Source organism: Mitsuaria sp. 7 (assembly GCF_001653795.1).
GTDB lineage: Bacteria > Pseudomonadota > Gammaproteobacteria > Burkholderiales > Burkholderiaceae_C > Roseateles.
The window spans coordinates 2124222-2147905 of sequence record NZ_CP011514.1 but is presented as its reverse complement, the minus strand read 5'-3'; the positions used below and the strand labels follow the sequence as shown (position 1 = coordinate 2147905).

At 67.5% G+C, this 23684-nt stretch carries 28 protein-coding genes; 9 read left to right on the top strand and 19 right to left on the bottom strand.

Annotation, left to right across the window (positions count from 1 at the left end):
* Positions 1 to 20: 20 nt before the first annotated feature.
* Positions 21 to 419, bottom strand: coding sequence for a carboxypeptidase-like regulatory domain-containing protein (locus ABE85_RS09500; RefSeq protein WP_067273152.1), 399 nt, complete (start codon positions 417 to 419; stop codon positions 21 to 23).
* A 213-nt stretch (positions 420 to 632) separates the two neighbouring features.
* Between ABE85_RS09500 and ABE85_RS09495 the strand changes: the two genes are divergently transcribed.
* From ABE85_RS09495 to ABE85_RS09480, 4 genes are all read left to right on the top strand, one after another.
* Entirely contained in the window at positions 633 to 914 is a 282-nt protein-coding gene (locus ABE85_RS09495) for a hypothetical protein (RefSeq protein WP_067273150.1), read from the top strand.
* A 283-nt stretch (positions 915 to 1197) separates the two neighbouring features.
* The gene (locus tag ABE85_RS09490) at positions 1198 to 1491 is read left to right on the top strand and encodes a hypothetical protein (protein ID WP_067273147.1); all 294 of its coding nucleotides are present in this window, start codon (positions 1198 to 1200) and stop codon (positions 1489 to 1491) included.
* 97 nt (positions 1492 to 1588) lie between these two features.
* Positions 1589 to 2200, top strand: a complete 612-nt coding sequence (locus ABE85_RS09485) for a TetR/AcrR family transcriptional regulator (protein WP_067273145.1) — start codon at positions 1589 to 1591, stop codon at positions 2198 to 2200.
* 56 nt (positions 2201 to 2256) lie between these two features.
* Positions 2257 to 3345 carry an alpha/beta fold hydrolase gene (locus ABE85_RS09480; protein ID WP_231993269.1) on the top strand — a complete coding sequence of 363 codons (1089 nt, stop codon included), beginning with the start codon at positions 2257 to 2259 and terminating at the stop codon, positions 3343 to 3345.
* Positions 3346 to 3391: 46 nt separating this feature from the next.
* Here ABE85_RS09480 and ABE85_RS09475 read toward each other — a convergent pair whose 3' ends face one another.
* From ABE85_RS09475 to ABE85_RS27935, 12 genes are all read right to left on the bottom strand, one after another.
* Complete coding sequence (locus ABE85_RS09475) at positions 3392 to 5284, bottom strand: NPCBM/NEW2 domain-containing protein (protein ID WP_067273142.1); 1893 nt, start codon at positions 5282 to 5284, stop codon at positions 3392 to 3394.
* 141 nt (positions 5285 to 5425) lie between these two features.
* Positions 5426 to 6370 (bottom strand): LysR substrate-binding domain-containing protein, encoded by a 945-nt coding sequence (locus ABE85_RS09470; RefSeq protein ID WP_067273139.1) that lies wholly within the window; start codon positions 6368 to 6370, stop codon positions 5426 to 5428.
* Between the two features lie 2 nt (positions 6371 to 6372).
* Complete coding sequence (locus tag ABE85_RS09465; RefSeq protein ID WP_067282279.1) at positions 6373 to 7140, bottom strand: SDR family oxidoreductase; 768 nt, start codon at positions 7138 to 7140, stop codon at positions 6373 to 6375.
* Positions 7141 to 7144: 4 nt separating this feature from the next.
* Positions 7145 to 8092, bottom strand: a complete 948-nt coding sequence (gene araH, locus ABE85_RS09460) for an L-arabinose ABC transporter permease AraH (protein ID WP_067273137.1) — start codon at positions 8090 to 8092, stop codon at positions 7145 to 7147.
* A gap of 119 nt (positions 8093 to 8211) precedes the next feature.
* Complete coding sequence (gene araG / locus ABE85_RS09455; RefSeq protein ID WP_067273134.1) at positions 8212 to 9723, bottom strand: L-arabinose ABC transporter ATP-binding protein AraG; 1512 nt, start codon at positions 9721 to 9723, stop codon at positions 8212 to 8214.
* Between the two features lies 1 nt (position 9724).
* A complete protein-coding gene (locus ABE85_RS09450) occupies positions 9725 to 10717 on the bottom strand; it encodes an arabinose ABC transporter substrate-binding protein (RefSeq protein WP_067282277.1) in 993 nt (330 codons plus the stop codon).
* Between the two features lie 125 nt (positions 10718 to 10842).
* Positions 10843 to 11838 (bottom strand): SMP-30/gluconolactonase/LRE family protein, encoded by a 996-nt coding sequence (locus ABE85_RS09445; RefSeq protein WP_082938479.1) that lies wholly within the window; start codon positions 11836 to 11838, stop codon positions 10843 to 10845.
* Position 11839: 1 nt separating this feature from the next.
* A complete protein-coding gene (locus tag ABE85_RS09440) occupies positions 11840 to 12457 on the bottom strand; it encodes a 2-dehydro-3-deoxy-6-phosphogalactonate aldolase (RefSeq protein WP_067273131.1) in 618 nt (205 codons plus the stop codon).
* Positions 12457 to 13395 (bottom strand): 2-dehydro-3-deoxygalactonokinase, encoded by a 939-nt coding sequence (locus ABE85_RS09435; protein WP_067273128.1) that lies wholly within the window; start codon positions 13393 to 13395, stop codon positions 12457 to 12459. The genes ABE85_RS09440 and ABE85_RS09435 overlap by 1 nt, the downstream gene beginning before the upstream one ends.
* Positions 13395 to 14543 carry a galactonate dehydratase gene (gene dgoD / locus ABE85_RS09430; RefSeq protein WP_067273126.1) on the bottom strand — a complete coding sequence of 383 codons (1149 nt, stop codon included), beginning with the start codon at positions 14541 to 14543 and terminating at the stop codon, positions 13395 to 13397. The genes ABE85_RS09435 and dgoD overlap by 1 nt, the downstream gene beginning before the upstream one ends.
* A gap of 362 nt (positions 14544 to 14905) precedes the next feature.
* The gene (locus ABE85_RS27940; RefSeq protein ID WP_067273124.1) at positions 14906 to 15379 is read right to left on the bottom strand and encodes a DUF4259 domain-containing protein; all 474 of its coding nucleotides are present in this window, start codon (positions 15377 to 15379) and stop codon (positions 14906 to 14908) included.
* Between the two features lie 2 nt (positions 15380 to 15381).
* Positions 15382 to 15780 carry a hypothetical protein gene (locus tag ABE85_RS27935; RefSeq protein WP_067273122.1) on the bottom strand — a complete coding sequence of 133 codons (399 nt, stop codon included), beginning with the start codon at positions 15778 to 15780 and terminating at the stop codon, positions 15382 to 15384.
* A gap of 147 nt (positions 15781 to 15927) precedes the next feature.
* On the opposite strand from ABE85_RS27935, the gene ABE85_RS09415 reads away from it, so the two are divergent.
* Positions 15928 to 16161, top strand: coding sequence for a hypothetical protein (locus ABE85_RS09415; protein WP_067273119.1), 234 nt, complete (start codon positions 15928 to 15930; stop codon positions 16159 to 16161).
* Positions 16162 to 16172: 11 nt separating this feature from the next.
* Here the strand turns inward: ABE85_RS09415 and ABE85_RS09410 are convergent, their stop codons facing one another.
* Entirely contained in the window at positions 16173 to 16481 is a 309-nt protein-coding gene (locus ABE85_RS09410) for a metalloregulator ArsR/SmtB family transcription factor (RefSeq protein WP_067273116.1), read from the bottom strand.
* Between the two features lie 98 nt (positions 16482 to 16579).
* On the opposite strand from ABE85_RS09410, the gene ABE85_RS09405 reads away from it, so the two are divergent.
* Both ABE85_RS09405 and ubiG read left to right on the top strand, forming a co-directional pair.
* On the top strand, positions 16580 to 16990 hold the full coding sequence (locus ABE85_RS09405) for a thiol-disulfide oxidoreductase DCC family protein (protein WP_067273113.1): 411 nt from the start codon (positions 16580 to 16582) through the stop codon (positions 16988 to 16990).
* 24 nt (positions 16991 to 17014) lie between these two features.
* Positions 17015 to 17719, top strand: a complete 705-nt coding sequence (gene ubiG / locus ABE85_RS09400) for a bifunctional 2-polyprenyl-6-hydroxyphenol methylase/3-demethylubiquinol 3-O-methyltransferase UbiG (RefSeq protein ID WP_067273110.1) — start codon at positions 17015 to 17017, stop codon at positions 17717 to 17719.
* Between the two features lie 184 nt (positions 17720 to 17903).
* Here the strand turns inward: ubiG and ABE85_RS09395 are convergent, their stop codons facing one another.
* Positions 17904 to 18179: a hypothetical protein gene (locus ABE85_RS09395; protein WP_157522152.1), complete on the bottom strand. Its 276-nt coding sequence runs from the start codon at positions 18177 to 18179 to the stop codon at positions 17904 to 17906.
* A gap of 110 nt (positions 18180 to 18289) precedes the next feature.
* On the opposite strand from ABE85_RS09395, the gene ABE85_RS09390 reads away from it, so the two are divergent.
* Both ABE85_RS09390 and ABE85_RS09385 read left to right on the top strand, forming a co-directional pair.
* A complete protein-coding gene (locus tag ABE85_RS09390; RefSeq protein ID WP_067273103.1) occupies positions 18290 to 19090 on the top strand; it encodes a DUF4198 domain-containing protein in 801 nt (266 codons plus the stop codon).
* A complete protein-coding gene (locus ABE85_RS09385) occupies positions 19087 to 19593 on the top strand; it encodes a hypothetical protein (RefSeq protein ID WP_067273100.1) in 507 nt (168 codons plus the stop codon). The genes ABE85_RS09390 and ABE85_RS09385 overlap by 4 nt, the downstream gene beginning before the upstream one ends.
* A gap of 47 nt (positions 19594 to 19640) precedes the next feature.
* Here the strand turns inward: ABE85_RS09385 and ABE85_RS09380 are convergent, their stop codons facing one another.
* The 4 genes from ABE85_RS09380 to ABE85_RS09365 all read right to left on the bottom strand — a co-directional run bounded on the left by ABE85_RS09380 (position 19641) and on the right by ABE85_RS09365 (position 23501).
* Positions 19641 to 20666 (bottom strand): nucleotidyl transferase AbiEii/AbiGii toxin family protein, encoded by a 1026-nt coding sequence (locus ABE85_RS09380; protein WP_067273096.1) that lies wholly within the window; start codon positions 20664 to 20666, stop codon positions 19641 to 19643.
* Positions 20659 to 21255, bottom strand: coding sequence for a DUF6088 family protein (locus tag ABE85_RS09375; protein WP_067273092.1), 597 nt, complete (start codon positions 21253 to 21255; stop codon positions 20659 to 20661). Before ABE85_RS09375 ends, ABE85_RS09380 begins: the two co-directional genes overlap by 8 nt.
* A gap of 87 nt (positions 21256 to 21342) precedes the next feature.
* Positions 21343 to 22149 carry an ethanolamine ammonia-lyase subunit EutC gene (eutC, locus tag ABE85_RS09370; protein ID WP_067273091.1) on the bottom strand — a complete coding sequence of 269 codons (807 nt, stop codon included), beginning with the start codon at positions 22147 to 22149 and terminating at the stop codon, positions 21343 to 21345.
* A gap of 8 nt (positions 22150 to 22157) precedes the next feature.
* Positions 22158 to 23501: an ethanolamine ammonia-lyase subunit EutB gene (locus ABE85_RS09365; RefSeq protein WP_409072596.1), complete on the bottom strand. Its 1344-nt coding sequence runs from the start codon at positions 23499 to 23501 to the stop codon at positions 22158 to 22160.
* Positions 23502 to 23684: the final 183 nt, after the last annotated feature.

Here is a 23684-nt window from a genome sequence, read left to right as displayed (position 1 = left end):
CGCGCATGCCGAGTTCCGGTTCACGGACTCACCGACGCCCCATCAATCCTGAGCTTCGGCAGCTGCTGTCGAATGCCGGAGATGCTGACCTGAATGGGCGTCGAGCGCTGACGACCCAAGTACGCCACGACGCCCACGCGGTCGAGACGATCCGCGCAGGCTTCGCCCTGGAGCGGCATGTCGTCGTTGGGGCGGAACTGCACTGACAGGCGATAGCGGCCCGCACGGTCCGCGACAGCAATGGCGGGACCTGCCGGTTGACCGCCTTCCATCCAGGAAGCGCCCACCAAGGCGCCTGCCGCTGGTCGCCCGGATCTGTCTTCGATCTGCCCCTCCAGGAGATACGTCAGCTCGCCGCACTTGGCGTGAACGGTCATCGGCATCAATGCCAGCGCGAGGATCGCTGCGTTCTGTCTCATGAAGGCTCCGTCTGTCCGGCGCTGATTTTGACCCGGGGCTGCCGCGGCAAGTCCTGACCCTCAATGGGGAGCCACACCCCCATCACTCCCTCCAAGGAATGAACTGCTAGATGTCTTTGATTTAAATCAGAAATCGAAGTCGCGTTTGCGCGGAGCATGGCCTCCCATGTTTCACAGGCGCCGCCCCTCGGCGGCTTCTCACGGAGACCCTCCATGCGCTTCAACTCCAAGTCCATCGCCAACTTCTTTCTCGATCTCGCGGCGACCCAAGGCGAGCGACTCGACCCGATGAAGCTCCAGAAACTGGTCGGAGCATTCCTTGGCAAGGACTGGACGCCGGCAGTCCAGGTCACCGCCATCCTGCTGTTCATCTTCACCTGCGCGTTCGTCTACACCATCGGCAACGATCCCGACCATTTCACCGATCTGCAGAAGGCGCTGCTGGCCTTCATGTCGTCGGGACTCGCCTTCCTTTGGGGTCGAGTCGGGAAATGAAAGGTGAGGGCCTGCGTGACCCCCTTCACGCCTCCCATTCCTTGCCTCTCAGCCTCCCCCCATCCCCACGCCACACTCCCTCCCTCAATAAAACCGACCGCCGGCCCCGCGGCGCAGGACGAGCAGGCCGGGCCCAAGGTCGACGACAAGGTCCGCGCCTCCGAGACCTCCAAGCCGTGAGCCTGGTCGACGGGCGGCGTCACCCGCGCACGTCGTTCCGATTGCTCCGATTGCTCCGATTGCTCCGATCGCGCCATTCGATTCACTCGATCCCATCGCAACCATGCCTCATCTCCACAACGGCACCGGCACCAAGTACTTCGGCAAGCGCGATGTCGACATCCGCGGCACCTATGTGACCACCGAGTGGCTCACCGTCTGGCAGCTGCCCATCCTGCCGATCCGCTCGCTGCGCGTGTATCCGATGACCGAGCAGCTCGTCACCGGCCACGGCACGGAGCAGCATTTCCACGCCGAGCGCGTCCCGCTCAACTGGCGCCAGATCCTCAACATCTATGCCGTCGAGGTGACCTGTCTCGCCATCGCGTGGGTCCTTTTCAAGCGTTACATGAGCTGATCGGACGTCGGAATGCGGCACGTGCGCCCGACGAGAATGCCGCACGCCAGATCATGGGCATTCCATGTTTGGAACCGAAATGTTCCATAATTACCGAATGGAGCCCAAGACCTTGACGCGTGATCGCGGCCGCCCGCGTGAATTCGATGTGGAGAAGGCGTTGCGGCTGGCCATCGAGGTCTTCCGCCAGCGCGGCTACACGGCCACGTCGATCGTCGACCTGTCGGAAGGCATGGGGCTTTCGCGAGGGAGCTTGTACAAGGCCTTCCAGGACAAGAAGGGCATCTTCATCGCCGCGTACGACCTGTACGCCAGTGAAGGCGCCGAGAAGCTGGAAAGCATCGCCCGCTCGACAGGCACCGGGAAAGAACGGATCGCGGCCGTGCTGGAGCGATACGCGCGGCTTTCTCAAGGCAGCGACGGCCAGCGCGGTTGCCTGGTCATCGCGACAGCCGTGGAGCTGTCGGTCCATGAGCCCGAGATCGCCCAGCGGGTCGTCGCCTCCTGGCAGCGCACCGAACGTCTGCTCGTCGACCTGTTGCGTCAGGCGCAGGAGGACGGGTCCATCGGACCGTTGGAAGATCGCAAGGCCACCGCCTGTTCTCTGCTCTGCTTCATGCAAGGAATGCGCCTGGTCGGCAAGAGCCGTGAGCCCGGCAAAAAGTTCTTCGAGCTGGTCGCGCAACAGGGCTTGCGTCTGATCAGCTGATCTTTTTTTTGATCAATTAGGAATCGATGTGATCCTAATTTATGTCGATTCAGCGCTTGTTCGACTTCCACCTTCCAACCTTTGAAAGGCACGCCATGTTGAATTCCAGATCCAGGTTGCTTCGTTCCCTGCTGGCCGCCTGCGGCCTCGCCGGGAGTCTTTGGGCCAATGCCGCTTCACTCGTCTCAGCCGATTCACCGGGGGCTCCAGGCGCTCCCGCGATCGAGCGCGACGCGAAGTCATCCAGCGCAGACCTTCACCACGGTGCCGTGGTCGTGAACGGCGTCAAGCTGCACTACGTGGAGGGAGGCGAGGGCAGCAAGGGCGATCCCATCCTCCTGATCCCGGGGTGGCCCGAGAGTTGGTATGCGTGGCGCTTCGTCATGCCCAGACTCATTGCGGAAGGTCACCCTGTCGTGGCGCTCGATCTGCGCGGCATGGGGGACTCGGATCACCCGCCGGAGGGCTACGACAGCAAGACGATCAGCGCCGACATCCATGCATTCGTGGCCGCCAAGGGCCTGGCGAAGAAAGGAAACCTGCACGTGGCGGGCCACGATGTCGGCGCCTGGATGGCCTACGCCTACGCCGCGGACTGGCCCCGCGAGGTCAGGACCTTGACCGTCATGGAGGCCGCGCTGCCCGGCATCACGCCGCCCGCGCCGGCGGGCATTCCCGGCGACGACGCGAATCTGAAGTCCTGGCATTTCGCCTTCAATCGCTTGCCTGATCTGCCGGAGATCCTGGTGCAGGGCCATGAGCGCGCCTACCTGGGCTGGCTGTTCGCGCAGAAGTCGGTGAAGCGCGAGGTCTTCACGACGGAAGCGCTGGATGAGTACACGCGGGTCTTCGCGCAACCCGGCGGTGCGAGGGCCGCCTTCAACTACTACCGCGCCGCATTCAGCGACACCGGTCTGCAGCAGAACCGCCTTCGCGCGGCGACGCCGCTCACCATCCCTGTGCTCGCGATCGGCGGCCAGCACAGCGTCGGGGCCGGCATGGAGAAGACCATGAGACTCGTGGCGACCGACGTGCAGGGCGCCACGCTTCCCGGCGTCGGGCATTTCGTGCTGGAGGAGAGTCCGGGAGAGGTGGCGGCTCAACTCAACGCGTTCATGCGAAAGACGCCGAGGCCGTCTGATTGAACGTCTCCATCAGAGACATGGGTGGCACGTCCTCCTGTCCACCCGCCTACTCGACCCGCGCCTCACCCCAGGTCACCACCACCGGCCCGTCGGCATCCTTGCCATGCTGCCGTACCACCAGTTCGACCAGCTTCACGCCGCGCAGGTCCGCACTGAGCTCGCGGACCGGCTGGCCAAACTTCATCGGCGGCGTCGATGCGAGCCGTCTGCCATCGCCCCAGACTTCGAAGCTGACCGGCGACGTCTTGCCCCGCGTCGAATCGTCGACGCCCACGTTCGCCGTGAAACGGAGCGACCCCGCCGGCACGCGCACCTGGAGCCGCGAATCGGCCAGCGTGCCGATGCCGGGCCGGAAGAGCCGGCCCTGGACCTGGAGCGCCTGGTCATACGGTGTCGAATCGGCGCGCGGCCCGCCCCAGCCGGCGTAGGCAGGCCGCGTTCCGCCGGTGTCCGTGCTGCCCCAGGACGCGAGGGAGCGGTAGCCGATGGGATCGGGCTCCAAGGCGCGGACGCCGTCGCGCGCCACGTAGACGTTGCCGGGCCGCTCGGACACGTAGTAGCCGCGAGGCAGCGCGTGTCGGCCCGTCGCCGTCAACAGCAGCGACTCGCGCGGCTTGAGTTCGAAGACGCGCTCGCCGGTGAAGGTGCCGTCGTCGGATCGCGTCCAGCTGTTGCGCAGCGCGATGGGCGTGGCCGCGTCCATCTTCAGATGCGCGGCCGTCAGCGTGATCTTGCCGGGCTCCGAGCCGCGGTTGAACAGCAGGACCGCCTTGCGCCCGTCGGACAGCGTCTTGACGAGGATCTGGCGGTCGCTGTCGGCGTACGCGATGATGCCCTGGTGTCCGGCGGGATCCTGGTTGATGGCGACGACCTCCGGCGCCTTCAGGATGTCGATGATGGCCGGCGACGCCTTCGAGAGGTCGGTCCCCATCATCAACGGCGCGGCCACGATCGCCCACAGGGCCATGTGCGTGCGCGCCTCGTCGAGATGCCGGCCGTCGAAGTCGCCGTTGCCGATCTCCAGCATGTCGGGGTCGTTCCAGCGGCCGGGGCCGGCGTAGAACTCGCGCGTGGACACGGAATCGAAGTTGTGCACCATCTGCGAGAAGCCGCTGGCGATGTCGCGGCTGGTCCGCCACATCGTGCCGTAGTCCTGGCCCCAGCTGCGCACGTTGACGGTGCCCCACAGGCAGACCGACAGGACGTAGTCGCCCTGGGGCCGCACCTCGTGCAGCGCGCGCCGCAGGCGGCCGTAGAGCGCCTTCGTGCCCGCGATGTCGGACTGGTTGACGTTGCCCTCGACGATCATGGGCTTGAACGCCCGGTACTGGCCCGAGGCGACGTGGGCACGGTCGCGTCCATAGGACGAGAGACCGCAGCCATCGACCTTCAGGTAGTCGAAGTTCCACTCGCGGAAGAACAGCGCCACGTCCTGTTCCACGAAGTCCATCAGGCCCACCTCGCGCTCCGCGGGCGTGCCTTCGGGGAGGTTGGGGCTGTCCGCGTCATAGGCCTGCGAGCAGGCGTTGCGGCCGATGTCGCTGTAGAGGCCCGCCTTCAGGCCCATCGCATGGATCCTGTCGGTGAAGGGCCGCAGCGACGAGTCCTGGCCGGCGACCGCCGCGCTCGGGAACAGCCCGGTGCGGACCTGCAGCCGGCCGTCGCCGGTGCGGCGCTTGAGCCACCAGCCGTCGTCCACGTTGATGCTGCGGTAGCCGGCGCTGGCCAGTCCCGAATCGACGATGACCTGCGCGGAATCCAGGACCTTCTGCTCGGTGATGTCGACGCGGAAGGCGTTCCAGCTGGACCAGCCCATGGGCGGCGTGGGCGCGGTGCCCACCGGCAGGTGTTCCCAGCGGCCGGTCGGCTGCAGTGGCGCCTGCTGTGCATGGGCCCCGAAGGCGGTGAGGAGGGCGAGGCACAGGAGGGACTTTGTCATGGCCCCAGTCTACGAATGCTTTCGTTTGTCGCCGTCTCTCGTTTTCCACGAGATTTTCTCTTGCGATTGTCGATCGAACGAAAGTGCTCGAAACTTCTGCCTTGCTTGGCGAGCGCTGCGGGCGTCGCGCCGGTGAAGGCGTCAGAGGACCCGACGCGCGGCTTCTTCCCTCAGGCAGTCGAGCATGAGTTCGGCGCCCGGCGACAGCTGGTGGCCGCGCCGCGTGACGATGCCGTAGGCGTCCATGCGCAGCCCCAGGTCGAAGTCGAGCACCGTCAGCAGGCCTGCGTCGCGGTAGGGCTGGATCAGTTCCTCGGGCAGGGCGACGACCATGTCGGACCTGCCCAGCAGGCTGGTCACGACCGGCAGCGACAAGGTCTCGACCGCCTGGTGCGGCTGGTCCAGGCCGGCGCTGAGGAACAGCGCGGTGAGCCGGTCCCGCAGGATGCTGCCGCCCGGCGGCAGGATCCAGGCCTGGCGGGCGAGCTCCTGCAGGCTGAGATCACTTCGCCCGGCCAACGGATGCCCGGCGCGCACGATGATGCGGTGCGGCTCTTCGGACAGCGGCTCGAAGCTCAGCTGGGCCGCGGACTCGCTGTCCAGCACCCGGCCGATGACGAGGTCCAGCTCGCCGTTCTGCAGTTGCTGGATCATCGGCTTGCTGGTGTCCACGGTGATGGTCACGTGGACCCGCGGCTGCCGGGCCTTGAGCGCGACGACGGCCCGCGGCAGCAGGGTGGTCGCCGGCGTCAGCACCGCGCCGATGGCCACCCGGCCCGACAGCCCCGACGACAACTCCATGACCTCCTGGTGTCCGGCGTCCAGTTCGGCGAGGGCCGCCCCGGCGCGACGGATCATGACCGCCCCGTAGTCGGTGGGCGCCACGCCGCGCGGCAGGCGGTCGAACAGCTTCATGCCCAGCGCGTGCTCCAGCTCGGCCAGCAGCTTCGAGGCCGCCGGCTGCGTCAGGTTGGCGGCCTGCGCCGCATGCAGGATCGAGCCGTGGCGGCCCAGCTCCACGAGCAGCACGAGTTGCCGGACTTTCAGATGGGATCGGACGAAGCGGTCGGAACGCGGATCGGGCATGCCTAGTCGTGATAAAGCTGCGAACGCCCGCCATCGATCAGGATGTCCGTGGCGTTGATGAACCGGGCCTCGTCGCTGGCCAGGAACAGCGCGGTGTAGGCCACCTCGATGGGCTCGCCGATGCGCTTGCAGGGGAGCAGGTCGATCTGGCGTTGCGCCTCCTCGGGAGTCAGGCGCTTGAGCCATTCCACCACACGCTCGGACAGGATGAGCCCGGGCGAGATCGAGTTGACGCGCACCTTGCGCGCCGCGTATTGGATGCCCAGCGACTTGGTCAGCCCGATCAGCGCGTGCTTGGCGACCGCGTAGGGGAACGCGTCCGGGATGATGCGGTGACCGTGCACCGACGCGATGTTGACGATGCTGCCGCCGCCGCCGTCGAGCATGCCGGGCAGCACGGCGCGGCTGCAGTGCATCGGCCCCTCGAGGTCCACGGCGAGGCAGCGTTGCCACTGCGCCGCCGTCATCGCCAGCGGCTCGGCGAAGATGTCCAGGCCGGCGTTGTTGACCAGCACGGTGATCGGACCGAAACGGTCCGCGCCCCTGGCGACCATCGCCTGCACCGCCGACTCGTCGGCGATGTCGGCCGCGATGAAGAGGGCGTTGTCCTCGCCCAGTTCGGCCAGCAGCGCCTGCGAGTGGTCGTCGGCGGCCAGGTCGTTGAGGATGACCTTCGCCCCCTCCGCGACGAAGAGACGGGCCACGGCCCTGCCGATGCCCTGGGTGGAGCCGGTCACCAGCGCGACCTTGCCTCTCAGACGTGCACTCATCGTGTCAGGCGCGGCGCTCACCGCGCGTTTTCAGTTGATCGAGCAGGACCGCGGCCAGCAGGATGAGGCCGCGTACCAGGTATTGATAGAAGGCGTCGACGTTGAGCAGGTTCATGACGTTCTCCACCGTGCCCATGATGAGCACGCCGACGACGACGCCGAAGATGCGCGCCTTGCCGCCCTGCAGCGACACGCCGCCCAGCACGCAGGCCGAGATGACGTCCAGCTCGAAGCCGGTGGCCGCGTTGGGCTGGCCGCTCGTGATGCGGGCGGACAGGATCAGCCCGGCCAGGGCCGTGACGACGCCCTGCAGCAGGAAGATCCAGACCCGCAGCCGCTCCACGCGCACCCCCGCCAGGCGCGCCGCCTCCGGGTTCCCGCCGATGGCCAGGGTGTTGCGGCCGAAGACGGTGCTGTTCAGCAGCACGCCGAAGACCAGGAAGCACAGCGCCGTCGTCCAGATCGGCAGCGGCAGGCCCAGCCAGGTGCTGTCGCCGAAGCTGATGAAGCCCTCGTGGTCGATGCCCACGGCCTGGCCCTTGGAGGCGATGAAGGCCAGGCCGCGCACCATCAGCATGGTGGCCAGCGTGGCGATCAGCGCGTTCACGCGCAGGTAGGCGATCAGCACGCCGTTGCCCGCGCCGATCAGGGCGCCGGCCAGCAGCCCGCCGCCCACGGCCAGCGCCGCGCTGCCGGTGCGCTCGAGCACCATGGCGCCCAGCACGCCGGCGAAGGCGATGGTGGAGCCCACGCTGAGGTCGAAGTCCCGGGAGGCCAGGCACAACATCATCGTGCAGGCCACCATGCCGATCTGGGCGACGGACAGCAGCAGGCCGACGACGTTGGCCGTGGAGAAGAAGTTCTCGACGGTCAGCGCCAGCACGACGAAGAGCAGCCCGTAGCCCAGCGTCATGCTGTGCTCCTTGAGGAGGGCGCGGGCGGTGGGGTGCATGCCGGGAGGACGTTCCGTGGGAGGCGCGGAGGAAGGAGAGGAGGCGGGCGCGGAGGACACCGTGGAGGGCGCCGCGGATGACAGGGCGGGTTCTGACGTGGAGTGCATGGTAGTCATGGTCAATGCAGGGGCGCCGGCGGCGCTCCGTCAGGTAGCGCCAGCGCGAGAGCGGCTGTCTCGCTGGCGTCGGCGCGCGCGAGCTCGCCGCTGATGCGTCCGCCGCGCATGACGATCACGCGGTCGGCGATGCCCAGCACTTCGGGCAGCTCGCTGGAGACGACGATGACGGCGCAGCCGGCCGACGCCACGTCGTGGATGATCCGGTAGATCTCGTTCTTGGCGCCGACGTCGATGCCCCGCGTCGGCTCGTCCAGGATGAGCAGCTTCAGGTGCGGCTCGGCCAGCCACCGCGCCAGGATGACCTTCTGCTGGTTGCCGCCCGACAGGAGGCGGATCTCCTGCCCGCGATGCGGGGTCTTGATGCGCAGCTTGCGGATGAAGGCGTCGGCGCGCGCCGCCTCGAGCCGCGGCCGCAGGAAGAGGCCGCCCGCCAGACCGTGACGCCGGCAGCTGATGTTGATGTTCTCCGCGACGGAGCTGTGCGCCAGGATGCCCTGTTCCTTGCGGTCCTCGGGACAGAGCACGATGCCTGCCGCGATGGACGCGGGCGGGCCGCCGTCGGACACCGCCTGGCCGTCGAGCAGGACCTCGCCGCCGCGGCGCGTATCGGCGCCGTAGAGCAGCCGCATCAGCTCGGTGCGGCCGGCGCCGACGAGACCGAAGAAGCCCAGCACCTCGCCGCGGCGCACGCTGAAGCTCAGCGGCTCGGGCAGTAGGTCTCCGTGCAGGCCCCGCACCGCCACGCGCTCGGGACCATGCTCGCGCGCGCGGTAGTCGTAGATGTCCCGCAGCTCGCGGCCGACCATGTCGGCGATCAGGCGTTCACGCGGGACCTCGGCCATGACCTCGTGCGTGACGATCTTGCGGCCGTCCCGGAAGATCGTGCAGGCGTCGCAGAGCTCGTACAGCTCTTCCAGGCGGTGCGAGATGTAGATGAGCGTGCGGCCCTCCGCGCGCAGGCGCTTGACGAGCCGGAAGAGGATCTCCGTCTCGCGGTGCGACAGGCTGCTGGTGGGCTCGTCGAAGGCGATGACCCGCGCGTCCTGCAGGACCGCCTTGCAGATCTCCACCATCTGCCGCTGGGCGATGGACAGCTCGGACAGCCGCGCGCCCGGATCCAGGTCCACGCCGATCGCCGCCAGCTGATCGGCCACGCGGCGGCGCGCGGCCTGGTGGTCCACCAGGCCCAGGCGCGTCGGCAGCCGGCCCAGCAGGGCGTTCTCGGCCACCGTCAGTTCGGGGACGTACTGCAGCTCCTGGTGGATGATGGCCACGCCGGCGGCGATCGCGTCGCCGGCCGAGCTGAAGCGGCACACCTCGCCGTCGAGCCGCAACTCGCCGCCGTCGGGCCGGTACTGGCCGCCCAGGATCTTCAGCAGCGTGCTCTTGCCGGCGCCGTTCTCGCCGAGCAGTCCCATCACCTGGCCGGCGCGCGCTTCGAAGCAGACACCGTCCAGCGCCTTGACCCCGGGGAAGTGCTTGCTGATGTTGTCGAATCGCAGCGACGCCATGTCACAGGCCCATCTGCTTCCGGATCTCGGCCTGGTTCTTGCGCGTCGCCAGCGTGCCGCTGGTCAGCGTCACGGGCGGCGGCGCCTTGCCCTGCGTGACCCAGTCGTAGACGGCCACGGCCGTCTCGTAGCCGTGACGCTTGGGGCTGATCAGCACCGTGCCGAAGAAGCCCGTCGGCGTGGGCTTGGAGAATTCGCTCAGCGCGGTCTGGCTGCCGCCGATGCCGATGCCGACCATCGCGTCCTGCTTGATGCCGCGGCCTTCGGCAGCGCGCACGGCGCCGAGCACCGCCTCGTCGTTCAGGCCGAAGGCGACCCAGCGCTTGAACTTCGCGTTCTTGGTGAAGGCGATGTTGGCGGCGTTGAAGGCGCTTTCGGTGTCCGTCTTGGCCTGGGGCGCGTCGACGACGTTGGCGGGCGGCAGGCCGGCGGCCTTCAGCGCGTCCAGCACGCCCTGGTTGCGATCACGCGCGGTGGGCAGCTGGTCGTAGGCCACGCGCAGGGCGCCGACCTCGTCCAGCTTCCAGCCGCGGGCCTTGATCTCCTCGACCATGCCCAGGCCGGCCTGCTTGCCGATCTCGTAGGCGGAGATGCCCATGTGGGGAATGTCGGCGATGGGCTTGCCGGCGCCGTCGACGAGCTGGTCGTCCACCGACATGACCTTGAGGTTGTGGCGCTTGGCCGCGCGGTTCACGGCCGCGCCCAGCTTCACGTCGGGCGCGCAGATGACGAAGCCGGCCGCCTTCTGCGCAGCGAGGTTGTCGATGGCGGCCATCATCTTCTCGCCGTTGGGCACGCCGATCTTCACCAGCGTGAAGCCCTTGTCCTTGGCCGCCTGCTCGGCGAAACGCCATTCGTCCTGGAACCACGGCTCCTCGGCCTGCTTGACGAGGAAACCGATCTTGACCGGCTCGGCCGCGCGCGCGGCGTGCGGCAGCGCGAGGGTCGCCGCCAGCGGCACGACCAGCAGGGCGAGGACGGCGCGTCGTGGCATCGTCGCCGCGCCGCTCGTCGTGACGGTGGTGGTCTTTGTCGTCGTCTTTGTTGTCGTCATGTTGTCTCCTTGACTGATCGTTTACTGATCGTTTGCTGATCGCTTATTGGTCGTTCATTGGTCGTTCATTGGTCGTCGAACAGGGCGTCGGGCACGCCCAGGGCCCGGGGCAGGCGCAGGCCGAAGAGGCTGCCCGACAGCGGCTGTGCGGCCAGGGCCTCGCGGCTCAGCTCCTGCCGGGCGGTGGTGAGCATCAGCTGGTCCAGTCCCGGGCCGCCGATGGCGGGGCAGCTGGTGTGGGCGGCGGGCGCGGTGAACACGCCCATCAGCCGGCCCTCGGGGTCGTAACGCGCGACGCGGCCGGCGCCCCATTGGGCGTTCCACAGGCAGCCTTCGGCGTCGATGGTCGAGCCGTCGGGCCAGGCCTGCGCGAGGTCCATCTCGGCGAACAGCCGCACGTCGGCCACCTGGGCGCTCTCGGCGTCGTAGGCGCACTGCTGGATGCGTCGGGTCAGCGTGTCGCAGAAGTACATCGTGCGGCCGTCGAGGCTGAAGCAGAGGCTGTTGGCGATCGCGACGGCGGGCAGGGCCAGGCGGCGCAGCCCATGCCGCATCGAGAACTGGTAGAAGCTCGCGATGGTGCGGCGTTCCTTCGCCTCGTTCATGGTGCCGAACACGAAGTGGCCGCGCCGGTCGGTGCGGCCGTCGTTGATGCGGGTGCGCGGCTCGGCGGCATCGACGGGCGTCACGGTCTCCAACGAACTCAAGGCCAGCGCGTCGTCCAGCGTCGAGAAGGCCAGCCGCTTGCTCAGGCCCAGCAGCATGCGCCCGGACCGGCAGTGCGCGAAGCTGCCGAGCCGATCGGGCAACGGGCAGACGCTGGTGACCGCATCGCCGGGACGCCAGGCCTGCAGCGTGGCGCCTTCGATGTCGGTCCACCACCAGCGTCCGTCGTGCCACTGCAGTCCCTCGCCCAGCGTCGCGCTCTGCGTCAGGACGAGTTCAAGCGGCGCGTTGAACGACGTCTCGGACGACGTCTTGGACGACGTGCTGAACGACCGGTCGGAGGACCTGTCGAACGAGGGATCGGACGCCATCGGGGTGTGTTGCGGCGAGGGCATGTCAGAGGGCGCGCCAGGCGTTGACGAAGGACCGCGCGCGCCGCCCGACCTCGACCGCGGCTAGCCCCGGACCATAGAGCGCCGATCCCAGGCCGAATCCGGCGGCGCCCGCCGCCTTGAACGCGGCCATGGTGTCCGGCGTGATACCGCCGACCGGCAGCAGCGGCAGGTCGCGCGGCAGCACGGCGCGCATCGCCTTGATGACGGCGGGCGTGACCAGCTCCGCCGGGAAGAGCTTCAGCGCGTCGGCGCCGGCATCGATCGCGGCGAAGGCCTCCGTCGGCGTGGCCGCGCCCGGCACGCAGGACAGGCCGAGCGCCTTGGCGGCCCGGATCACGGCGGCGTCCGCGTGCGGCATGACGATGAGTCGTCCGCCCGCGTCGCGCACCTGGGCGACGGCGGTGGCCGTGAGCACCGTGCCGGCGCCGACGACCGTGTCGGCCGGCAGTCGCCGCGCGAGGCGGGCTATGGACTCGAGTGCGCGCGGCGAGTTCAACGGCACCTCGATGAGGCGGAATCCTTCGGCGTGGAGCGCATCGCCGATGGCCTCCACCTCGTCCGGACCCACGCCTCGCAGGATGGCGATCAGGGGCAGGTGTTGCAGCGCGGTCGTCAACATCAGGCGAGCTTCATGATTTGCGCCAGCCGCCACAGGCCGGCGGGCGCGGTGTTGTCGAGCAGGAGCGGCGAGGGCCCACCGAAGCGGCCGATGGCCAGCGCGTAGCGCCTGCACAGGGCCGGATCGCCGACGAGCGCGAGACGCTGCGACGCCGCGTCGCCCGTCGCCTCCGGTCGGCGCAAGTCGCCCAGCTCGCTCGCGACCTCGTGGCCGATCAGCAGCCCGGACAGGTAGTCGGGCAGTTCCTCGGACCGCAACTGCTTGAACAGGCCCAGCGTGCGCACGCCGAAGAGCTGACGGCCGAGCCCCGCGGGCTCCCGCGCCGCGTCCAGACCGCGAAGGAATGCGTCGTCCGACGCGGGCGGGCCGTCGTCGGCCGGCATCAGCCGCGAGAGCACCGACTGCCGGCGCAGCAAGGCGTAGAGCTCGCCGGTCATGTGCGTGGCGAAACCGGTGACGCGGCCATCGCGGACCCGCGCCCATTTCGAATGCGTGCCGGGCAGCACGAGGCAGGCGTCCGCCGACAGCTCGGGATGTCGCGCCAACGCGCCGATGATCTGCGTCTCCTCGCCGCGCATGACGTCCGGCTGTCCCGCATCGTCGACGAGGCCGGGAATGATCCAGAGCGCATCGTCCAGCGGCAGCGCCCGGGCGGCCAGCGCGGCGGCATCGGCGGCGCAGCGCACATACGGGACTTCGCGCCAGCCGTGCTGGCTGCCGACCATGCCGCACGCCAGCAGCCTGATGCCCGCGTGCTGCGCGCGCCAGCTTCCCACCAGGTCTTCCAGGGCCCGGGCGAACGCGTCGGTGCCGCCCAGGGTGGAGGCTCCGGCGTCGGACTCGCGCGTGCCCAGCACCTCGCCGTCGGCGCCCATCAGGAAGGCGCGGAGCCGCGTGCTTCCCCAGTCCAGCGCGATCAGGCGCGCGCGCTCAGGCATCACCATTCCGCGACGCTGCCGTCGGCATGACGCCAGACGGGATTGCGCCAGTCGGGGGCATTGCGGCTGGCCTCGATGACGCGCTGTTCGTCGATCACCACGCCCAGGCCGGGCCTGCGCAGCGGCCGGATGAAGCCGTCCTCGATGTGGAAGTCCTCGCGGTTGCTGACGAAGTCCAGCAGTTCCGCGCCCTGGTTGTAGTGGATGCCCATGCTCTGTTCCTGCAGCACGGCGTTGTGCGACACGAAGTCCACGGCCAGGCAGGCCGCCAGCGCCACCGGCCCCAGCGGGCAATGGGGGGCGAGGGCCACGTCGTGCGCCTCGGCCATCGCGGCGATCTTGACGCACTCGGTGATGCCGCCGGCATGCGACAGGTCCGGCTGGATGATGGCGATGCCGCCGGCGGCGAAGACGCGCTTGAACTCGAAGCGGGAATACATGCGCTCGCCCGCCGCCAGCGGAATGGTCGTCTGCTCGGCCAGGCGCGGGTAGTACTCGGCCTGCTCCGCGAGCACGGGTTCCTCGACGAAGAGCGGCCGGTACGGTTCCAGCGCCTTGAGCAGCGGCTTGGCCATGGGCGCGGCCACGCGGCCGTGGAAGTCGATGCCGAACTCGATCTCGTGGCCGAAGGCCTCCCGGATCTCGGCGATGCGGGCCACCGCCTCGTCCACCTTGCGGGCGCTGTCGACGATGGCCATCTCTTCGGTGCCATTCATCTTGAAGGTATCGAAGCCGCCCTCGCGCATGCGCCGGATGTCGTTGATGACGTCGGCGGGGCGGTCGCCGCCGACCCAGGAATAGACTTTCATCCGATCGCGGACCAGGCCTCCCAGCAGCTCGTGGACCGGCTGGCCGAGGACCTTGCCCTTGATGTCCCACAGCGCCTGGTCGATGCCGGCGAGGGCGCTCATCAGGATCGCGCCGCCGCGATAGAAGCCCGCGCGGTACATGACCTGCCAGAGGTCGTTGATGCGGGAAGGGTCCTGGCCGACGACGTATTCCGACAGCTCGTGCACCGCGGCCTCGACGGTGCGCGCGCGACCTTCGATCACGGGTTCGCCCCAGCCGACCACGCCTTCGTCGGTGTCGATCTTCAGGAACATCCACCGCGGTGGAACGCGATAGGTCGTCAGCTTCGTGATTCGCATGGGGCCGGCTCGTTGGGGAACGCCGCCCAGCTTAGGAGCATCAGCCAGGGGGGAAACATCCAATCTTCGACGGTTGCCATACGACTTTGGAATACGTCCGAGGGACGGGTCGAGTCGCGGCACCATGATCATCCGCAAGACCGAGGCACAGGCCGACCATGCCGGGCATGAGTCGCTGTCGGCCTGGCTGTGAAACGGCCTCGGTTGCTAGCGGTCGTTGACGCAGCGTGTCGTCGCCCAGAGGGCTTCGAAGAGTTCAGCCATCGCATGATCAACCTTCGATTCCCAGTTGATGTCGGCGAGGATATGGACGTCCGTTCGATGCGGGGGAATCTCTTGCATTGGCGCTGCCTGGATTGTCGTCAACGGCGCGGCTCACCCAGGCGCTTGAGCAGCTCCTGGGCACTGGCTTGCCACTGGGCGAAGTCCACGCGATCGGGGCTCCACAACTCACGCAGCTCGGACCTCTGGCCGGAGATGACGGCGTTCACCGCGCGTCCTGCGAGTGCCTTCAGCTTCTTGTAGTCCGCAAGATCCGTGCGCCGAAGCCAGGCGAGCAAGTCATTCCGAAGATCCGGAGCCGGTCGTCCGAGTGCCGCCGCGACGACCTCTGCGGCCGCCATCGCGGACTCGCCTTCAAACGACCCCAGCGGACCGGATGTCAGCGCCGCATTGAGCGTGGCCTCAATGGAGGCAGCGGACGGTCTGTCGAGGAAATCTCCAAGCCAGTCAAGCGCGCCATCATTTCCGAAGCTGCCGTGCCCCCAGGTTCCGGCCCTTGCGGTGCCATGCGCCAACGTGGCAACAAGACTGATGAGGACGGCTCGGCGGTGCATTTTCAGCTTCCGGATCCGTCCGCCTGATACCAGGCCGTCCGTGGCGAGCGGAGCTCCCGCGTCGCGCGAACGATGAGGATCGCGTAGACGGCGATGTTCAGGCCGGGGATGAAGAACCCGACCAAGGCCAGGGCAGTCACGCCCCATCCGAGCTCCGTTGCCAGACAGACCTTCACGATCCCTGTGATGGCTGCGATCAGGGTGACGAAGCCGAGCAGGAGTTGAACACCGCCCGGTCCGGTTCGACGCATCACCGCGCAGGCAACGAATCCGACAATGGAGGCGACGAGCAGGCGTCTCGCTGTCTTCAAGCTCTGACGTCGAGAAGAGGTCGACTGAGCCTGGTCCACCGTATCGGCGACGATGGCGCCGGGCGGCGCGAAGGGGTTGCTGTTCGACATGGGGGTCGGATCTTGCCATCTCCCGGACGAGCATCACAATCTCGAAAACCCGGCGGCGCGATCCTGCGGTCGTGACGCACACCGATCGACCCCTTGCGTCCTCGTCGACAGATCACCATGCCAAGCGAAGAAGAATCCCTGCGAGACATGACCCGTCTGCTCACGCAGCAGGTCACCGATATCGCGGGCTATCTGAAGACGGTGCGAGGGAAGAAGGCCCGGGCAGAGCTCAAGAAGTTCACGAGCCAGATGCTGGCCGGCGATCAGCTCTGGGAGTACGCGTGGTCAGCAACGGTGGGGCTTCGCGACTGCCACGAGTCTGGCTGGTGCATCGTGAGAGACCAGCAGGTTGTCGCCCGGCACTGCGCCTACTTTTCCTGAGTCGAGCGCGGTCAGCTGCGCTTCGATGCGATGGCCTTGCTTTCCTTGCGCAGCTTCGTGGACACCGGGCAGACCTGCTGGACGAAGCTGGTGAGCGTGTTGGCCAGGCTGTCCCTCTGCAGGCTGTAGAAGACGAACTGGCCGCGCTTCTCGGCCTTCACCAGGCCGGCCGTCTCGAGGATCTTGAGGTGCTTGGACAAGGACGGTTTCGTCATATCGAAGCGCGTCGCGATGTCGCCCGCCGAGAGTTCCGTCTCGGAGAGATAGGCCAGGATCTTGCGCCTCGGCGTCGAGGCCAGCGCTTCGAAGACTTTGTCCATCGCCGCATCTTATCGCCCGCCGTCATCGCGTTCGCTAATTAGGCATTTAGCTATTTGGCTAAATATAGGCTATGCTGGACCGCACTTGAGGAGTCCGCATGTCCGCCGATCCGATCGCCTCCGCACCGCCCGTCGTCGATCCTGCCGTCCGGCATCACACCGTCTACTACAACAGCGCCTGCCCGGTCTGCGACGCCGGCGTGTGTGCCATGCGCGCGCGCATCAGCGAGCGCGATGTCGAATGGGTGGACGTGCACCGCCACCCCGAGCGTCTCGCGGCGCTGGGCCTCGATCTGGAAAGCGTCCGGGAGCGTCTGCACCTGGTCGACGCCGACGGCCGTCTGCAGGTGGGCGCGACCGCACTCGTGACGACATGGTCGCTGCAGCCCCGCTGGGGCTGGCTCCTCAAGCCGCTGCGCCTGCCAGGGCTGCGGACCCTGAGCTCGTGGGCCTACATCGTCTTCGCCCGTGTGCTGTACCGCTGGAACCGCAGTCAGGGGCACTGGTAATTCACTTCAGACAAGGAAAACATCATGACGACGCACACCAACTTCGATGCGGCCGAGCTCGACAAGTTCCAGGCCTTGGCTTCCCGCTGGTGGGATGCCGGGTCGGAGTTCTGGCCCTTGCATGCGATCAATCCGCATCGGCTCGAGTGGATCGATCGGCTGGCCTCGCTGCGGGGCAGGTGCGTCCTCGACGTCGGCTGCGGCGGCGGCATCCTGGCCGAGGCGATGGCACACCGTGGCGCCGATGTGCTCGGCATCGACCTCGCGGACAAGGGCTTGAAGGTCGCCACGATCCATGCGGCGCAGAGCAGGGCGTCCGTGGCCTACCGCCACGTCGCCGCCGAGGACCTCGCGCGCGAGTCTCCGGGCACCTTCGACGTCGTCACCTGCATGGAGATGCTCGAGCACGTCCCGGATCCCGCGCAGGTCGTCGCCGCGTGCTCGGCGCTGACCAGGCCAGGCGGGTGGGTGTTCTTCTCCACGATCAACCGATCGCCCCTGAGCTGGCTCGTCGCCATCTTCGGCGCGGAGCGCGTGCTCAAGGTGCTGCCGCGCGGCACGCACGACTACGCCAAGTTCATCAAGCCGGCAGAGCTGAAAGCGATGGCGGCCGCGGCCGGACTGGTCCTTCGCGACGAGAAGGGGCTGCGCTACAACCCGATCACCCGGACCTTCCGGCTCTTCGGCTGGACAGGGGTGAATTACCTGCTCGCGATGCAGAAGGTCTGAGGGACCTTGTCCTCGCTCATGTCGCATTTCCCGATTTACAACTGCCGGGATCGTCGCATCAATCGAGGACCTCCGCGGTGATGGCAGACGCTCGCTGAATCATGTCTTCTAGTCATGAGGTCGGTTTCGCCGCAAAGCCGGCTGCCCGGCCTCATTGCGAATTCGCTTCGCGCGACTTCCCGACTCATTCCGGCAGCCTGCCTCGCACCGACATCACCGTCAGCGCGTGCCGCGCGGCGGCGCCCAGCGCTGCCCACTCGGGCAACGCGAGCGTCGCGGCCGTGTCGACGATGCTCCGCGGCGTCGCCGCCACGACGCGATCGACTGCTTCGAGCACGCGCTTCAATGCCTGCGCCTCGTCCCCGGTGTAGGCCGGCGGCGGGTAGGGCAGCGCACGGCAGGCCTCCGGATTGAAGTCGTCCCTGTCGAAACGCGAGTGTCTCGCGCTTCGGCGCAACACCTGGCACCCGTCCTCTCTCGGGAGCTTCCTCTGTCCTTGTTGACAATAGTTCGCAATTGAGATCAATTCTCATCTATAGTGCCGACCGACTCAACCCGGCACGAATTGCGATGTCCCTCTTCACGCTCAAAAAGATCGGTCTCTGCCTGACCCCGCTGCTGCTTTGCGCAGCCGCTCAGGCCCACTCGCCGTACCTCAAGCCCAACACTTTCAGCGCGGAGGAACAGCGCAAGCATGTGACCGTCGAAGCCTCCTTCGCCGAAGGCGACCTGCGGCCCGACGTGGCGATGAAGTCCGACACCTTCCAGGTGGTCGGTCCCGACGGCAAGAAGCTGCCGCTGACGCCGGCCGCCGTGCTGAAGGACGCCAGCTACCTCGAGGTGCCGCTGGGCGCCGGCAACGGCACCTACCTGGTGTCCTCGGGCGTGCGCAAGGGGCGCCTGGCCAAGGGCGTGCTGCGCGAGGGCAAGGTGGTGTTCTCCGAACGCGCCGAAGACGCGAAGCCCGGCGACCAGCCGATCGACGTGCAGAGCATCACCCGCGCCGACGTCTACGTCACCCGCGGCCGGCCCGGCGCGGTGGACTTCGACACCGAGGGCGTCGAGATCTTCCCGGTGACCAGGCCCTATGAGCTCTATGCCGGCGAGCCCGTCACCGTGCGCGTGCGCGAGAACCGCAAGCCGCTGGCCGGCGAGACGCTGACCGTCATCGCCGACGGCCAGAACTACGTGAGCCAGAAGCAGGCCGAGCTGGACTTCAGCACCAACGCCGCCGGCGAAGTGAGCTTCAAGCCCAGGACCGCCGGCCTCTATCTGCTGCAGGTGCGCGTGCGCCGCGCCTCCGCCGACAACCCCGCGCTGTGGATCAGCACCACGGCCACCCTGACCGTCGAAGTGCAGCCCCAGCCATGAAGACCACTTTCCCACGTTCGCTGTCCGCGGCCCTGCTGGGTCTGGCCTCGCTGGCCTCGTTGCCCGCGCTCGCCGCCTCGCATTCCTCCACGACCTTCATCACGGAGCAGGACCTCAACGGCGACGGCAAGGTGCTGCTCGCCGAGTTCAAGCTCGGTCGCGAGGTGGAGTTCGTGCGCATCGACCTCAACGCCGATGGCCAGTTGAGCGAAACCGAATACCTCGGTGAATTCGAAGGCCGCTTGATGCAGCGCATCAGCAAGATGGCCGACTCGGAGAAGCGCCGCGAGGAGCTGCAGCGCCAGATGCGTCAGGCCAAGGTTCGCTTCGGCGTGCTCGACAAGGACAAGAACGGCAGCATCAGTCTCGAAGAGTTCATGACCGCCGGTTTGAACATGTTCAACCTGCACGACCGCAACAAGGACGGCGTCGTCGACGACACCGATGTGAAGCTCGCCGAGGAAGACAAGAAGGCGGGCAAGGAGAGCTTCGTTTCGCCTTGAGTGGAGTCAGCGCCTGACCTTCCGGCGCCCGGGCTGACGTAGTCGGCTCAGGCTGTTGCGGCTGCGTTGGCTCGAGCAGCAACGTCCGCGCAGGTCCGCATGAGATCTTCGAAGGGTAGGGCGTTGCCCACCATGATTTGCTCTTCAAGCATGCTTGCGTAGTCCGCGGCGAGGGCATCGCGTGCGGCGTTCTCTGGCACCAGGTGCAAAGCGCCTCCAACGGCGGCGAAGTAGTCGATCGTGTGGCCGGTGGCATTCTTCTCGCTGAAGAAGTGCGACTTGTGCTCGGCAACGGCGAGCGCGACGCCGCGGTCTGCGATGGCGGCTTCGAAGTGTGAGCTCCGCATGATGGCTGCCAAGTCGTGCCAATGCCGCGCATACCGTTCGCCGCGGATGCGACCCTGCGCGCAATAGACGTGGGTGGCGGTGGCCTTCTCCCAGAAGGTCCGAGCGACGCTCATCACCACGGGCAATGCAGTCGGAAATGTGACCCCCTCGACTTGGGTGCTGATGTCGCACGTCACAGGCATGGCCATGTGTGGTTCACCCGTCGCTCGACCTCCGAACTCCAGCGTGACAACCGGGGCAACATATTCAGTGCCTTGCTTGACCACTGGGTAGTGGAGCAGCAGCTTGTCCTTGTCTGCTCCTGCGATTTCCAGCCTGGCATCGAGCTTCGCCCGATCAAGTGCTTTCTGAATCACGGGCTGTACCGTTTCCGCGATCCATTGCGGGAGCCGGTCGCGGACGGCTTTCGTCCACTTGCTGGCTTGGCTGCGGCTGACCGGCAGGAACTCCTCGCCACCCGTCAGGTCGGCGATCAACTTGCGGATGTCATATGTCAGGTCGAGATCCTCCGAAAACCTGTCGATGATCCTGTACGCTTTTGAGAGCGACGTTCCGCCCTTGAACGTCAGATCGATGCCAACCGGCGAGCCGAACAATGCGTCGAGCGTCCAGACGACCCATATGTCTTTCTCCAACAGATGGGCAGGGCGCGCGGTCCGCTGCTGGCCGATCTCAAGGATTTCGGCTTGATCCGTGGTACTCAGGGCGAAGTAGGACTCAGCCATGAATCGCTGCTTCGCCGATCGCGCGGGCCATCCATGAGGGGAGCGCGGCACGACCGGAGGTCAATGCCCGCCATTCGGTAGACGGCAGTGTTCGCCGCAAGGTGATCAACGATTCGCGCACGTGTGACGGTCCCATCCAGGCAAGGGCCCTGACCGCCGCACCGGCTTTGCCGGACCCCAGCGCCAGCATCCAGCGAGGCGCGTGCTTGACCGTCACTTCATAACGACCCAGTCTGAGCTTGCGGCTGCGCCCCGAGGTCAGATAAACCTCGCGAATTGGCACCTGCTGTGTCAGACCCAAGGTATTGGCTGCGCTGGCTCCGTGCGGCGCGACCACCTCGCCACTCTGCGCGGCCAGCGACTGCATGACCTTCTCAGAATTGGGCGAGCGCGTTCCGAACCGGCTCGACACCGGCATGACATAGGTGCCTCGAGCGACCCGGAGCAACTTGCCTTCCTTGGCGAGCCTCGAGAACGCCTGATCAACCGCCGCTCGATTTCCGAGATGCAGAAACTCCTTGGGCGACACCACACCGCCCTCAGGCAAGGATTGGGCATGCAACAGGATGGAGCGCGGAAGCGTGCTCATGATTGAAGAGTGAACCTTTGATGTCAGAATTTTATCTCAGTTTCTGACATTTTGCTTGTGCGCACGGTGCGGGCTTTGCTGTGCGCCTCAGTCGGCGTTGAGCTTGAACGTTCCTGTCGACTCGACCATCTGCGCCGCAGGCGCGCTCTCATCCTTCAACGCAACACCTGTCACCTGACGGGCCCGCGCCTCGTTGAGCAGCCATGCGAGACGGGCCGCCGCGACTTCCGGCGCCAGGCCTTCCGGCCGCACGTTGGAGATGCAATTGCGCTCCGCGTCCGTGCGTCCCGGCCGAGGCGCCCAGGTGACGTACACACCCATGCTGTCGGGCGAGCTCAGCCCCGGGCGTTCGCCGATCAGCACGACGGCGAGCTTCGCGCCCAGTGCGTGACCGATCGGATCCCCGATCGCGACGCGGGCCTGGCGGACCACGGCCACCGGCGCCCAGCGCCAGTCTTGCGCGAGCATCGGCCTGAGCGCCGCGATGAAGGCGAGGGCATGCCGCTCGATCGCCAAAGCGGACAGGCCGTCCGCGACGATCAGCGCGAGGTCCGGCGGATTTCCCGCATCACACACGGCCAGCAGCGCGGTCGACGGATCGTCGAGCTTGCGCCCGAGGTCGGGTCGTTGGAGATAGGTGGCCCGATCGCTGGCCGCGCTGTGCAGATCGAGTGTTTCCAGCCCCGCCTCGTTCAAGGAGGCCGCGAGCGCCTCGTGGTCCAGCTCGCGATGCACGGCGTCCCGCGCCTGCGCATGGGCGAGCTGGAACGCCAGATGCGCCGCCGTCGGCTGACTGACGCCGGCGCGGCCCAGACCGATGCGCGCCGGCGTGTGACGGCGCAGCGTGCTCCACGGGTTGGGGATGATCGCGTCGCAGGGCGTGTCGTCGCTCATGGCCGCGCTCACGACGAAGGCAGCAAGGCTGCGAAGGCCGGAGACATGCCGTCCATCAGATGCCCCGGCGCGCCGGGTCGTGCGATGCGCATGCGCTCGAGCCAGCGCTCGAACTCCGGCGCGGCGCGCAGCCCCAGCACCCGCCGCGCGTACAGCGCGTCGTGGAAGGACGTGGTCTGGTAGTTGAGCATCACGTCGTCCGAGCCCGGGATCCCCATGATGAAGTTGCAGCCCGCCACGCCCAGCAGCGTGAGCAGCACGTCCATGTCGTTCTGGTCCGCCGCGGCGTGATTCGTGTAGCAGATGTCGCAGCCCATCGGCAGTCCCAGCAGCTTCGCGCAGAAGTGGTCCTCCAGTCCCGCCCGGATGATCTGCTTGCCGTCGTACAGGTACTCGGGTCCGATGAAGCCGACCACCGTGTTCACCAGCAGCGGCTCGAAGTGCCGCGCGACCGCGTAGGTCCTGGCCTCGACGGTCTGCTGGTCGCAGCCGTGGTGCGCGCCGGCCGACAGCGCGCTGCCCTGGCCGGTCTCGAAGTACATGACGTGCCGGCCGCGCCGGCCGTCGTCGAAGAGGGCGCCCCGCGCCAGCGACAGCGCCGCCGCGCGTGCCTCGGCCAGCAGCGCCAGGTCGACGCCGAAGCTGCGGTTCGTCGCCTCCGTGCCGCCGATGGACTGGAACACCAGGTCGACCGGCGCGCCGCGTTCGATGCACTGCATCGTGTTGGTCACGTGGGTGAGCACGCAGCTCTGCGTGGGGATTTCGAAGCGCTCGATGACCTCCGCGAGCAGGCGCAGCAGGTGCGAAACCTGAGCCACGTTGTCGGTGGCGGGATTGATGCCGATGACCGCGTCGCCGCTGCCGTACATCAGGCCGTCCAGCACGCTGGCCGCGATGCCGCTGGCGTCGTCGGTGGGATGGTTGGGCTGCAGGCGCGTGGACAGTCGCCCTGAGAGGCCCAGCGTGTTGCGGAAGCGCGTGACGACCTCGCACTTGCGCGCCACCAGGATCAGGTCCTGGTTCCGCATGATCTTGCTCACCGCGGCGGCCATCTCCGGCGTGATGCCGGGCGCCAGGCGCGTCAGCGCGGCAGTGTCCGCCGCGTCGGACAGCAGCCACTCGCGCAGCCCGCCGACCGTCAGGTGCCCGATGACCTGGAACACCGCGGCGTCGTGCGTGTCGACGATGAGCCGCGTGACCTCGTCGTCCTCGTACGGGATCAGGGCCTCGGTGAGGAAGGTCTTCAGCGGCAGGTCGGCCAGCGCCATCTGCGCGGCGACGCGTTCCTGCTCCGACGCCGCGCCCACGCCGGCGAGCCGGTCGCCCGAGCGCTCCGGCGTGGCCTTGGCCATCAGCTCGCGCAGGCTGTCGAAGCGGTAGCTGACGGCACCGACGCGCCCGCCGTAGGGAGAAGAGGCAGAGGCCCTGGAAACGTTCATCGCTGGCTCCTTGGAGCTCAGCTTAACCTCATGGGTGTGACAGCGCCGGGGCGACTCGGCGACCAGGGGCGGCCCGGCGAGTCCATCGCCTGGACG